Origin of the sequence: Coprococcus sp. AM100_B19A (assembly GCF_027662015.1) — a bacterium.
In the GTDB taxonomy this organism is placed as follows: domain Bacteria; phylum Bacillota; class Clostridia; order Lachnospirales; family Lachnospiraceae; genus Allocoprococcus; species Allocoprococcus comes.
This window is the reverse complement of record NZ_JAQDKN010000014.1, coordinates 72,897-86,270: the sequence shown is the minus strand read 5'-3', so window position 1 is coordinate 86,270 and position 13,374 is coordinate 72,897. Positions and strand designations below refer to the sequence as shown.

The 13,374-nt window shown below is 44.8% G+C and carries 11 protein-coding genes; all 11 read right to left on the bottom strand.

The window, feature by feature from the left end:
- Positions 1–460 precede the first annotated feature (460 nt).
- The 11 genes from PGQ33_RS13280 to holB all read right to left on the bottom strand — a co-directional run bounded on the left by PGQ33_RS13280 (position 461) and on the right by holB (position 13,306).
- Positions 461–1,255 carry an ABC transporter ATP-binding protein gene (locus PGQ33_RS13280; protein WP_172679847.1) on the bottom strand — a complete coding sequence of 265 codons (795 nt, stop codon included), beginning with the start codon at positions 1,253–1,255 and terminating at the stop codon, positions 461–463.
- An 8-nt stretch (positions 1,256–1,263) separates the two neighbouring features.
- The gene (locus PGQ33_RS13275; RefSeq protein ID WP_270205878.1) at positions 1,264–2,199 is read right to left on the bottom strand and encodes an ABC transporter permease; all 936 of its coding nucleotides are present in this window, start codon (positions 2,197–2,199) and stop codon (positions 1,264–1,266) included.
- A 24-nt stretch (positions 2,200–2,223) separates the two neighbouring features.
- Complete coding sequence (locus PGQ33_RS13270) at positions 2,224–3,219, bottom strand: ABC transporter substrate-binding protein (protein ID WP_195250647.1); 996 nt, start codon at positions 3,217–3,219, stop codon at positions 2,224–2,226.
- A 169-nt stretch (positions 3,220–3,388) separates the two neighbouring features.
- Positions 3,389–4,000, bottom strand: coding sequence for a nucleoside recognition protein (locus PGQ33_RS13265; protein WP_270205877.1), 612 nt, complete (start codon positions 3,998–4,000; stop codon positions 3,389–3,391).
- 330 nt (positions 4,001–4,330) lie between these two features.
- Complete coding sequence (locus PGQ33_RS13260; RefSeq protein ID WP_270205876.1) at positions 4,331–5,572, bottom strand: AI-2E family transporter; 1,242 nt, start codon at positions 5,570–5,572, stop codon at positions 4,331–4,333.
- A gap of 71 nt (positions 5,573–5,643) precedes the next feature.
- The gene (locus tag PGQ33_RS13255; protein WP_270205875.1) at positions 5,644–8,253 is read right to left on the bottom strand and encodes a cation-translocating P-type ATPase; all 2,610 of its coding nucleotides are present in this window, start codon (positions 8,251–8,253) and stop codon (positions 5,644–5,646) included.
- A gap of 302 nt (positions 8,254–8,555) precedes the next feature.
- A complete protein-coding gene (locus PGQ33_RS13250) occupies positions 8,556–9,668 on the bottom strand; it encodes an ABC transporter ATP-binding protein (RefSeq protein ID WP_117558729.1) in 1,113 nt (370 codons plus the stop codon).
- Positions 9,669–9,814: 146 nt separating this feature from the next.
- Positions 9,815–10,654 (bottom strand): 16S rRNA (cytidine(1402)-2'-O)-methyltransferase, encoded by an 840-nt coding sequence (gene rsmI / locus PGQ33_RS13245; protein ID WP_270205874.1) that lies wholly within the window; start codon positions 10,652–10,654, stop codon positions 9,815–9,817.
- Between the two features lie 2 nt (positions 10,655–10,656).
- On the bottom strand, positions 10,657–11,412 hold the full coding sequence (locus PGQ33_RS13240; protein ID WP_117558725.1) for a tRNA1(Val) (adenine(37)-N6)-methyltransferase: 756 nt from the start codon (positions 11,410–11,412) through the stop codon (positions 10,657–10,659).
- Entirely contained in the window at positions 11,402–12,313 is a 912-nt protein-coding gene (locus tag PGQ33_RS13235; protein ID WP_117558723.1) for a PSP1 domain-containing protein, read from the bottom strand. Before PGQ33_RS13235 ends, PGQ33_RS13240 begins: the two co-directional genes overlap by 11 nt.
- Positions 12,314–12,316: 3 nt before the next feature.
- On the bottom strand, positions 12,317–13,306 hold the full coding sequence (holB, locus tag PGQ33_RS13230) for a DNA polymerase III subunit delta' (RefSeq protein ID WP_117824643.1): 990 nt from the start codon (positions 13,304–13,306) through the stop codon (positions 12,317–12,319).
- Between the last annotated feature and the right edge of the window lie 68 nt (positions 13,307–13,374).

The window sequence follows — 13,374 nt, the reverse complement described above, 5'->3', positions numbered from 1 at the left end:
GGGTGGATTCGGGACTTTAACCCGTTAGAAACGTGCGCCGCTAGGCGCACACGCAAAAATAACCGCCCATCGTCCTGAGAAAACATGAGCGGTTATTTTTAATAACCAAATAATATCAGGCGAACCGTCATCGGTAGCACCTTTTCTATTTATTATACTAGCATCTTTACACTTTTATGTCAATTTTCTTTACAAGATTTCTTTCGCCCTATGGCATGCAACGGAATGTCCTTTGGCTTTCTTCTGCCTCTTTCTCTTCCATTCCGGATTTTTTAAGAGGTTCATTGATAATTCCTATCCTGTATTACTAATAGGTATTCTCTATAATTTTATAGTATTTCAGAATCTGCTCTGTTTTTTAATAGTACATTTAAACAAGACGTGCAAAAAAACGAGGCTCTACATCAATCGTAAAACCTCGTTCCTGTTTTCTACTATTATTTCATTTTCAAAATATTCTTTACGACAACATCATCCGGTCATTCGCAAACTCGCCGCCGCTGACTTCTTCAAACTTCGCCAGCAGATCTGCAACCTTCAGATTCTTCTTCTCTTCTCCTGATACATCGTAGATAATTTTTCCTTCATGCATCATGATCAGGCGGTTGCCGTGCGCAATGGCATCTTTCATATTATGTGTTACCATCATTGCAGTAAGCTGATGCTCCTGAATGATCTTATCGGAGATGGCAAGTACCTTCGCCGCAGTTTTCGGGTCAAGTGCTGCAGTATGCTCGTCCAGAAGTAAAAGTTTTGGCTTCTTAAGAGACGCCATCAAAAGAGTGATCGCCTGACGCTGTCCGCCAGAAAGAAGTCCGACTTTACTGCTCAGACGGTCTTCCAGTCCAAGATCAAGTTCTTTCAGGGCTTCTTTATAGCGCTCCCGCTCTTTTTTCGTAATGCCCCATCCCAGACCTCTGCGCTCGCCACGTCTGGCTGCGATCGCCATATTTTCTTCAATCGACATGGTTGCCGCAGTTCCAGTCATCGGATCCTGGAAAACTCTTCCCAGATAAAGTGCTCTTTTATGCTCTGAAAGCTTTGTAATATCCACTCCGTCAATGATGATCTTTCCTTCGTCTACAGACCACACTCCTGCGATCGCATTCAGTGTGGTGGATTTTCCTGCACCATTTCCACCGATGATAGTCACGAAATCACCCGGATTGAGGTTCAGATTCACTCCGTTAAGTGCGACCTTTTCGTTGATCGTTCCCGGATTAAAGGTTTTATGAATATTCTGGATTTCCAACATATATCCCATTATGCAGTCCTCCGTTTCTTTGTAAAATATTTACCCTTCATGTACGGAACTGCAAGGAAGCATGCAACCACTACCGCTGAGAACAGTTTCATATAATCAGAAGGCATCTTCAGCCACAATACCAGTGCGATTACAATATAGTAAATAATCGCTCCGATAAAGATTGCTCCCAGTGTAAATGCAAAGGCTGCTTTTCTGCCTGCACAGAATTTTGCAAAAATAACTTCGCTGATGATAACGGCTGCAAGTCCGATTACAATGGCACCTCGTCCCATATTAACATCGGCTGCTCCCTGGTACTGTGCGTAAATTCCGCCGGAAAGTCCCACAAGTCCGTTGGAGATCATAAGCGCCAGAACCTTTGTAAAGCCTGTATTAATTCCCTGTGCACTTGCCATCTGCGGGTTACATCCGGTTGCACGGATCGATGCACCAAGCTCAGTTCCAAAGAACCAGTAAATAATTGCGATCAGGATAAGTGCTGCCACGATCAGCTTTACAAAAAACAGTTCACTTCCTTCGCCGGTCACATAACGAAGCGATGCAACCAATTTATACTGCATAACATTGACTGCCTGATTGGATTTTCCCATGATTCCGAGATTCACCGAGTAAAGTCCGATCTGCGTCAGAATACTGGCCAGAATGCCCGGAATTCCAAAAAACGTATGTAAAATACCTGTCACAAATCCAGCTACCATACCTGCCAGAAATGCGAAAAGAAGTGCCAGTGCCGGATTCATACCGCCGCGGATCAGCATAACTGCAACTGCTCCACCTGTAGCCAACGATCCGTCAACCGTCAAATCCGCAAAATCCAGAATGCGGAAGGTGATATAAACGCCAAGCGCCATAATTCCCCAGATAATCCCCTGCGCTACATTTCCCGGAAGTGCACGCACAAGAGACATCGGATCTAAAGCTGCTAAATACATTGTTCTTGCCTCTTTCTATACTGATTATTCCTCAATTGCTTCGTAATCGTCCGGAACAGTGATTCCAAGTTCGTCACAGATTGTCTTGTTATACATCTTTGTAACTTTTGGTGCACTTTCGATTTCCATGGTTGAAATGTCTTTTCCGTCTACGAGGATTTCGTAAGCCATTTCACCAGCTCTGTATCCGATATCGTAGTAACTGATAGAAAGAGTAGCAATACCACAGCCTGAGCAGATTCCCTGTTCTCCTGCGATTACCGGTACTTTTGCCGGAAGACAGATATTGTTGATAATCTCTGTGTTAGATGCCATTGTATTATCGGTTGGGATGTAAAGTGCGTCGCACTCATCTACTGCGCTTGTTACTACAGACTGGATTTCATTAGAGTCTGCTGCTGTGTATTCTTTATATTTGATTCCATCTTTGTCGAGTGCTTCTTCGAACTTCTTCGCCTGGTATGCTGAGTTCGGTTCTGCTGAACAGTAAAGGATACCTACTGTTTTTGCATCCGGAAGGAGCTCTTTAAGCATTGCTTCCTGTTCATCGATCGGTGCAAGGTCACAGGTTCCTGAAATGTTCATACCTGTTGATCCTGTCCAGTCAGAAATATCAAGAGCAGTTGCATAATCTGTAACAGATGTTCCAAGAATCGGGATCGTGCTTGTTGCAGCTGCTGCACACTGAAGAGCAGTTGTTGCATTTGCAAGGATCAAGTCATCATTGTCTGCCACAAAATTGTTTACGATGGTTGCGCAGTTTGCCTGTTCGCCCTGTCCGTTCTGAAGATCGAACTTCACTTTGTCTTTTCCGAATTTTTCTTCACAGGCTTCTTCAAATCCTTTGGTTGCCTCGTCAAGAGCTGCATGCTCAAGCTGCTGGCAGATACCGATCTTATATACCTTGTCTGATGAATCCTTTGAAGAAGATTCTTTGTCTGATGAACTTCCGCCACAGGCAGCAAGTGCCAGTGTCATTGCTGCAGTAAGTGATACTGCTAAAATTTTTCTTGCTTTCATAATAACATACCTCCATCTATGTTCTTTTCGAACAAACTTTTTCCGTTTTTGCTTTACAGCTTTAAACTTTAGCGGTTTAAACTTCAATGGTTTAAAGCTTTGCCGTGATATTGATTATAGCGTTTTTTTGTACTTTAGTCAAGGTATGTTACAAAAAGCTACAAAAATTCTAGCTTTTCCGGTCCATTATCCTACAAAACAAAATCGCCGCCCCGGTACTGACCGCCGTTGCCGCAATCCCAGGTCCAACAACGGCTGTCGGATTCACGCTTCCGTACTGGCTCCGGTAGGCGATCACCGACACCGGGATCAGCTGCAGTGAAGAAATATTTACGATCAGGAAGGTACACATCTCATTGCTTGCAACGCCTCTTTTTCTTACCGGTCCTGCCGCTTTTCCAAGGCGGCGGTCTTCTTCCAGCTTCTGAAGCTCTTCCATTGCTTCAAGACCTGCCGGAGTTGCCGCCCAGCCAAGTCCGAGTACATTTGCAATGATGTTTGCTGCAATTGGTTTTTCTGCCGGATGATCTTTTGGAAGTTCTGGAAAGAGGAAATGGATCAGAGGGGAAAGACAGTCAGCTGCCGTTTTCAGAATGCCGGATTTTTCTGCGATTTCCATGAGTCCGGTCCAGAAGGACATGACGCCCATCATGGTAATACAGAGTGTGACAGCTTCTTTGGAGGAATCTAAGGCGGCGATTGTGATATCCGACATTTTTCCGGAAAAAGCGGCAAAAAGGATGCCAATAAGAATCATTCCCGACCACAGGTAGTTGAGCATTTTTTCTCCTTTCTTGGATGGGGAAAAGTGTTGGAGATGGGACGCCGGGTGGAAAATAAATTGTGTTCAAATTCAAGTTGTGCAAACCATTCCGACGAAACTCAGGAATCGTGTTCAGCAATGGCTTCCACGATTCCTGAGTTTCGTCTCCATTGCACAAAAAATTGAATTTGAACACAATTTATTTTCCGCCCGGCTGACATTCTACAAGTCATACTTTTCCGCCAAACTATAAATGGGGAGTCGAAAAGCCTGCTCTTTGAGATTGCATCTCAAAGTTGCAGGCTTTTGCTGCGATTTCAATACATTTATATGTATGAAATTGCTTCCTTATTCAAGACATTTTTCAGGGTGCTCTTTTTCGTATAGTTCTTTCATTTTGTCAATTTCTTCTTGGGTATACTCTTCCACTTCAGTTTTCGTCACTTTCTTAATGTGTTGTTTTTTCAAACGCAAATACACATATTCCCGGAAGAGGGTATAGAGTACGGACACTAATGGGATGAAGATGAGCATTCCTATGATTCCCAGAAGGTTACCGCCGATGGTGACTGCAGCGAGGACCCAGATGGAGGGAAGCCCTACGGAGCTGCCGACTACGTGTGGGTAGATCAGGTTACCTTCGATCTGCTGGAGGATCAGAAATACAAGGATGAAAAGGATTGCCTGTTTCGGGCTCACCATGAAGATTAGGAGGCAGCCAAGTACGCAGCCGATGAAAGCTCCAAAGATTGGGATCAGGGCTGTGAAGGATATGATGATTCCAATCAGCAGTGCATACGGCATTTTCAGTATACTTAATGTAATTACAAACATACTTCCGAGGATGACTGCTTCCAGGCACTGTCCGGTAAGGAAGTTTGCGAAGGTACGGTAGGTCAGGGAACAGACTTCAAGAATCACTTCTGCTTTTCGTTTTGGAATAAACGCGAAAAACACTTTTCTCACCTGCACATGCAGTTTTTCTTTCTGGAAAAGAATATAGCAGGCAAAGGAAAAGGCAATAAAAAATGTAGTAACTCCACTGACGATGGAGCCAACCGCTGTCATCGTTGTATTCATAAAATTTCCCGCACCATTTCCGAGAATACTCATCCCCCACTGGATTGCCTTATTCGGATTGAACTCCACCTGGTTCACAAGATCCATGATTTCCCGGTTATTGTGCGTAAATTCCCGTACCCAACTCTGCATCTGCGGAATAAATTCTGCAATACTGTTCATCAGACTTCCAATTGTTGCCGTAAGCTGCGGAATCAGACCGAACATGACAAGCACGATCACCCCCACTACCAGTACGATCGTAAGAAGAAGACTGATCGGTCTTGCAAGCTTTTCTGCCGCCTTACTTCCTTTCTCTTTTGCCTTTCCAAATAATTTTTTCTCCAGAAAGCTCATCGGAACATTGATCACAAACGCGATCGCACCGCCAAGAGCGAAGGGAAAAATAATCCCCCATACCGCCTTGATCACGCCAAAAACCACATCAAATTTCCACAATGCAACTACGATCAGCGCTGTAAATACGATCAATTCCCGGATTTTTTTTATAGATAATTTACTAAAATCCACTATTTTCTCCATTCTACTACAACATATTTATGGTTAATCCCCTTACAACCAGTAAGCATTTTCCCATATTGTTACTCAGATAATTTTCCACGTACCCACTTCAGAAGCTGTATGATCGGAAAACAGGCAAATGCATACAGGTAGACAGTCCCCAGCTGTTCAAAGTTCAATGTTTCTACTTTGAACACCTGATGCAGCCCCGGAATTGTAAGTACAGCCGTGATCAGAATTGCTCCCAGTGCAAATGCGCCCTGCATCCACTTATTATTGAAAAACCGTTTGGTAAAAATCACCGGATGATCTGATTTACAGTTATATCCGTGAAACAGCCGTGCAAGACAGAGCGTTCCAAATGCATAAGTACTTCCAAGAAGTGCACCGTCCTGATGATATCCTGTTAGGAAACTGATCATCGTCATTACACCGATCACCAGTCCTTCCAGACCAATCTTTGACAGGAAATCTTTTGTCAGGATCGACTCATCTGCCGGTCTTGGCTTCTCATTCATCACATCACTGGTATGCGGTTCTACTCCCAGTGCAATTGCCGGGAGACTATCAGTCAGCAGGTTGATAAAAAGCAGATGAACCGGTGCAAACGGAACCGGGAGTCCTGCGATCGATGCATATAAAACAGCGAGAATTGCACCGAAGTTTCCCGATAACAGAAACTGGATCGCATACTTGATATTACGGTATAAGTTTCGTCCGTTTTCCACTGCTTTTACAATTGTGGCAAAATTATCGTCTGTAAGTACCATCGCCGCTGCATCTTTGGCAACTTCTGTTCCGGTTACTCCCATTGCAACACCTATATCTGCCTGCTTAAGAGCCGGTGCATCGTTGACACCGTCGCCGGTCATCGATACAATATTTCCACGCTCTTGCCATGCACGGACGATCCGGATCTTATGTTCCGGCGAAACCCTTGCATAGACAGAAATCTTCGGGACAAATCCCCGCAACTCCTCGTCACTCATATTTTCAATCTCCGCGCCCTCACAGGCTTCGGATAAATCCTTTAAAATGCCGATCCGTTTTGCGATCGCTGCTGCCGTGATCTTATGGTCTCCCGTGATCATCACCGGACGGATGCCTGCTTTGATACATTCTTCTACTGCAGCTTTTGACTCTTCCCTCGGCGGATCCATCATCGCGATCATTCCGAGAAATACCAGATGGTCCTCATCCTCTGCGGTCAGCAGATGTTCTTCCGGAATCTCCCGGAAGGTAAATGCCAGCACTCGAAGACCTTCCATTGAAAATTCCTGATTCTGGCTCTGAATCTTTTCTTTATCTTCTTTTGTAATCTCCCGTATTCCATTTTCTGTCCAGATCCGGTCTGTCAGATCCAGGAGACGGTCAACCGCACCTTTGACGATCATCCGGTTTTCGCCGTCTATCCGGTGAAGCGTCGACATCATTTTCCGGTCACTGTCAAATGGAATCTCATCTTCTCTTGGATAACTTTCTCTTACTTCTGCAGCTTCCACTCCATAGCGGCTTCCCAGATTAATCAGCGCTGTCTCTGTCGGATCTCCGATTTCCACTCCATTTTCATTGGTAGAATCGTTACATAAAATGCTGCAATCAAGCAGAAATCTCTGTGCCGAATCTACCATATCAATCTCATCTGCCCGGATTCTTCTGCCTTCTATATAATAATCTTCAACAGTCATCTTATTCTGCGTGAGAGTTCCGGTCTTATCCGAACAGATCACGGAGACACTTCCAAGACCTTCTACCGCCTGCAGTTTTCGAATGATTGCATGCTCCTTGGCCATCTTCTGCGTTCCGAAAGAAAGGACGATTGTTACAATTGAACTTAATGCCTCCGGGATTGCTGCAACCGCAAGTGCTACTGCAAACATAAACGCGCTTCCGATATTTTCTCCACGAAATACACTGATTCCAAATAAGATTCCGCAAAATACCAGGATCAGAACCGAAAGCTTCTTTCCGAACTCTTCCAGATTCACCTGAAGCGGAGTCTGCTTTTCAGATGTTGATTTCAAAAGTCCGGCAATCTTTCCGACTTCTGTCTGCATACCTACACTTGTCACAACGGCTCTTCCACGTCCGTAAGTAACAAAGCTTCCCGAAAATAACATATTGTTCCGGTCACCAAGCGGCACTTCCTCTTCGATTTCATCCAGGCTCTTCTCAACCGCAAGACTCTCCCCGGTCAGTGCACTTTCATCGATTTTCAGACTTGCATTCTCGATCAATCGTCCGTCTGCCGGAACATAATCCCCGGCTTCCAGAAGGATCACATCTCCAACTACCAGTTCTCTTGCCGGAATCGGTGTCACCGTACCATTCCTGAGAACCTTCGCCTCCGGTCCTGAAAGCTTTTTCAGGCTCTGAAGCGACTGCTCTGCTTTTACCGTCTGCACGGTTCCCAAAATCGCATTCATTGTAATGACGATCACAATAACTGCCGCACTTTCTGCGTCTCCTAAAATTCCTGAAATAATCGCTGATGCGATCAGGATAATCACCAGGAAATCCTTGTACTGCTCCAAAAAAATCTGCAGCACACTTTTTTTCTTTCCCTCCGCGAGCTCATTCCATCCACATTTTTCACGGGACTTTTCCACTTCTTTTATCGTAAGTCCCTCTTCTCTGCTTCTCATCTGTCCAAGCACTTCTTTTACCGATGACTGATAAATTTCTTTCATCCTTTCCGCCTCCTGTTTTTGAGTATTCACATTCCTGAATTTCTTATGCAACGAAGCTCTCTTTCGATAAAAATGTACAAAAAAAGAAACCCTTATTGCACAACAAATAATGCAATAAAAGTCTCACCATTTTCTTGTGGCACCGGATGCTTCCACCGTACTGACGACACCACAAACGCGGATTCCCTTGCGTAGGTTACTCCCCTTTATTAACGTAACTATATACCACGAATAGCCCGATTGTCAAGAAAATTTTAACCGGAGTCTCCAAAATCGGAAACTCCGGCAAATAATTTCATATCTTAGTTTGTAATTGTCTTTTCTGTCTCTTTGTCGAACACATGGATCTTTTCAGCATCGAATGCAAATGTAACTGTATCCCCTGTTCTTGCTGTTGTTCTAGGATCAACACGGGCTGTCATTGTAGCTCCTTCATAATCGAAGTGGAGATAAACTTCAGCACCAAGCATTTCATATACACGGATCTTAGCCTGAATAACTGTATTCGGTGAAGATGTGATAAACATCTGCTCATCATGTACATCTTCCGGACGGATTCCAAGGACAACAGTCTTTCCTTCATATCCTCCATCGATAAGTTTCTTTGCTTTTGACGGTGGAAGTTCAATATCAGCCGGTCCAACTTTGAGGACAACTTTGTCACCCTTCTTCTGGCATACAGCATCAAGGAAGTTCATCTGTGGTGATCCGATGAATCCTGCAACGAAGAGGTTGCATGGGGTATCATAAAGTACCTGTGGTGTATCTACCTGCTGAACAACACCTGCGTTCATAACTACGATTCTGGTTCCCAGTGTCATAGCTTCTGTCTGGTCATGTGTTACGTAGATGATTGTTGTACCAAGTCTCTGATGAAGTTTGGAAATCTCGATACGCATCTGTCCACGAAGTTTAGCATCCAGGTTGGAAAGTGGTTCATCCATAAGGAATACCTTCGGATTACGAACGATTGCACGTCCCATAGCAACACGCTGTCTCTGTCCACCTGAAAGAGCTTTTGGTTTACGGTCAAGCAGTGGTTCAAGGTCAAGGATCTTAGCTGCTTCACGAACCATCTTATCAATCTCTGGTTTCGGAACTTTTCTTAATTTAAGTCCGAATGCCATGTTATCATATACAGTCATATGTGGGTACAGAGCATAGTTCTGGAATACCATCGCGATATCTCTGTCTTTTGGTTCTACATCATTTACCACTTTGTCACCGATCTTGAGTTCACCGCTTGTGATCTCTTCCAGACCTGCGACCATACGAAGTGTGGTAGATTTACCACATCCAGATGGTCCTACAAAAATGATAAATTCTTTATCTTCAATTTCAAGGTTGAAATCTTTAACTGCTTCAAATCCGTTCGGATATGTTTTGTTAATATGCTTTAATGATAAGCTTGCCATTTATTTTTCCTCCTAAATCTTTGTGCGCTTCTTACACACTGTCGCTGTTCTTGTTTCTGAAATAAAGTATATCTGTTTTTATTTCATCGGTCTATGACCGGGTTGAACAAAGATTTTTCAAGAAGGTGTACAAATTGACGAAAGCCTTACAACAGTTCTTTGTAAATGTCCCTCTTTCCGACTCCGCGGTCCTTCGCCACCTTTTTCATGGCTTCTTTCTTATCAATTCCCTGATTCGTATAGTAATCCATATGCTCCTGAACCGTCATTTCTTCCCATTTCGCACGCTCTTCCTGTAAAATGCTCTCCCGGCTCTTGCCCTCGATCACAAGCACACACTCCCCCTTCGGATCGTTGCTCTCGTAATAAGAAACCGCTTCCGCAAACGTGGTGCGAAATGCAGTCTCATGCTTTTTTGTAAGTTCCCGGCACACAGTCAGATGTCTGTCCCCGCCAAGAACTTCTCCAAACTCTCTCAAGGTTCTCACCAGACGGTGCGGTGCTTCGTAAACGATCATCGTTCTTGTCTCATCTACAAGCTCACCCAGGACTGCCTGTCTTTCCTTTTTGTCCGTTGGAAGAAATGCTTCAAATGCAAATCTTCTGGTGGAAAGCCCGGAAAGTGTCAGTGCCGTAATACAGGCAGCGGCTCCCGGAAGGGAAGTGACCGTAATTCCGGCTTCATAGCACATTTTCACCAGTTCCTCACCCGGATCTGAGATTCCCGGTGTGCCGGCATCAGTGATCAGTGCAATATTTGTCCCTGCAAGAAGTTTCTCCACCAGAGCATGTCCTTTGTCTATCTTATTATATTCATGATAACTGGTCATCGGTGTTTTGATCTCAAAATGGTTCAGCAGTTTAATACTGTTCCTGGTATCTTCCGCTGCAATCAGGTCAACCTCTTTCAGCGTCCGGATCACCCGGAACGTCATATCCTCCAGATTGCCGATCGGCGTTGCGCACAAATATAATGTTCCTGCCATAGTTACTCCTTTCCAGTCCCTGTCATTCCGTAATGTTCCAGGATTTCCCGTGTATAACTGCCATCTTTCTCATAAACGATCAGCGGCGGCTCCACGGTCATCCGCGATTTCGCGCCACGGATTCCCTCGATCAAAACCATGTTTGGCTCCTTATCCACATATGGATACACCAGGCGCATCCGCTTCGGCTCCAGCTTCGCCTCGCACATTGCCGTCAGGATCTCGGCAAGCCGGAACGGTCTGTGTACCATGTAAAATCTGCCTCCGGCTTTTAAAGTCCGCGCACTTTCCCGGATAATATCATCCAATGTACAAAGGACTTCATGCCTTGCGATCGCCTTGGCACTCTCCGGATTGGCAAGCCCATGCCCACCGATCATATACGGCGGATTCGTTGTGATCACATCCATGGAACCGTGTCCAAATATCTGTGACGCTTCTTTGATATCTCCCGTCACAATGTCGATCTGCTCCTCAAGCTGGTTGTGCCGGACGCTCCGGCGCGCCATATCTGCGCTCTCTTCCTGGATCTCCAGCCCTGTAAAATGCTTTCCTTTTGTCTTTGCAGCCAAAAGAATCGGGAGAATTCCCGTTCCTGTTCCAAGATCAAGAACGCATTCTCCCGCTTTTACTTTGGCAAAGGCACTTAAAAGCACTGCATCCATTCCGAAGCAGAACCGCCCCGGGCTCTGGATGATCTCATAGCCTTTTATCTGTAAATCATCGAGCCGTTCTCCCGGCTTAAGATTATTTGTCATCTAACTTTGACGCTCCTTCACCTTTCTCCAGAGCTGCAAGCTCTTTCATTTCCTGTTTGGAAAGTTTCACATCCTTTTTCCGGCGGCGCGGTTTGAACTTCAGGTCAGCTGCCGGATATTCACGGATTTCTTTCTCATCATTGTCCAAAGTTACAATAACCCTGACAAGCTGACGCAGTACGCTTAATGACTGTACTTCACCTTTCAGGCCTTCCGGAGTTGTCACTGACTCACCTACAGACGGAAGATTATTGTTGAGTTCCTCGTATGTCTCTTCCTCATTTGTCAGGCAGCACATCAGTCTGCCACATACACCTGAAATCTTAGTCGGGTTCAGCGACAGATTCTGTTCTTTTGCCATCTTGATTGAAACCGGTGCAAACTCAGACAGATAGGTGTGGCAGCAAAGCTCTCGTCCACAGATCCCGATTCCTCCGCGGATCTTCGTCTCGTCTCTTACACCGATCTGGCGAAGTTCAATCCTGGTACGGAATACCGCTGCCAGATCCTTTACCAGTTCACGGAAATCAATTCTTCCGTCTGCGGTAAAGTAAAACAGCACTTTATTGTTGTCAAAGGTATATTCTGCATCGATCAGCTTCATCTCCAGCTCATGCTTGTGGATCTTTTCCAGACAAATCTGAAATGCTTCTTTTTCTTTTTTGCGATTCTTTTCTTCTACACGGCGGTCATCCTCTGTCGCCAGGCGGATCACTGTCTTAAGAGGCTGGGTGATCTCTTCATCCTTCACTTCCTTCGGTCCCATCACAACGTTACCGAATTCTACTCCTCTCGCAGTCTCTACAATTACCTGATCGCCACGCTTCACCTCAAATTTGCCCGGTGAGAAAAAATAGATCTTTCCTGCAGTCCGAAAACGGACTCCAATTACTTTTGTCATTCCCTAGTTCTCCTTTATTGTCAACAGAAGAAGTTCCATGACAAGATCAAAGTTGACATTGGCGCGCAGTCTCGCCTTTGCTTTCTCAAGTGCTTCCAGAATTGTCTCAATTCCTTCATAAGAGCTCTTTTTCGCACGCTCCCTGATACTGTCGATCTCTTCACCGAAAATCAGTCTGTCGATATTCATTGTTGCTTTATAGATCAGAACATCACGATACCAGATCATAAGGATGTCCAGATAATCTGTGATCTCAATCTTGTAAGCGGAAATCCGTTTCACAGCTTCCACCAGATCACCGAGTTCCATGGTATCGATATTCTTCAGCAGACGAACTGCCTCATCTTTAATTTCATTAAAATGCTCAGAGCCTGCCAGCATAGCAGCTTTTCCAATATTGCCCTGTGCAAATGCAGTACACACGTCTGCCTTGTAATCAGGAACCTGAAGCTGCTCCATCAGATACCTTTTCACAAGCTGATCCTTAATGTTACGGAGCTTCAGCATAACGCATCTTGAGCAGATCGTTGGGAGCAGACTGTTCGCATTCTCTGTAAGAAGCAGAATTACCGCATAAGCAGGTGGCTCTTCGATTGTCTTCAACAGAGCATTCTGTGCCTGTACAGTCATCATATCTGCATCCGGCACAATGTAGATCTTGTATTTTCCATTATAAGGCTTCACCTGAATATCCCCATTGATCTGAACCCGGATATCATCTACACTGATGCTGTTCGGCTTTTCATGCGTTACCCAGATAATATCCGGATGATTGCCGCTGACTGCCTGCTTGCACGAATGGCACTCATAGCACGGTTCTGTTCCGCCCTTTTCGCACTGCAGAGTCTGTGCAAAAAGACCTGCAAGCATCTTCTTTCCTGATCCCTTCTCGCCGTTCAGAATATAAGCGTGTGATACTTTATCTTCTGTAACCGCGTTCTGTATATACTGAATGATCTCGCTATGTCCTACGACATCTTTAAATCCTGACATATTATCACCCTCTTCTTTCTTACTATTCCATTAGTATAACATAAATTTATGCAGATACCTAGAGCAAA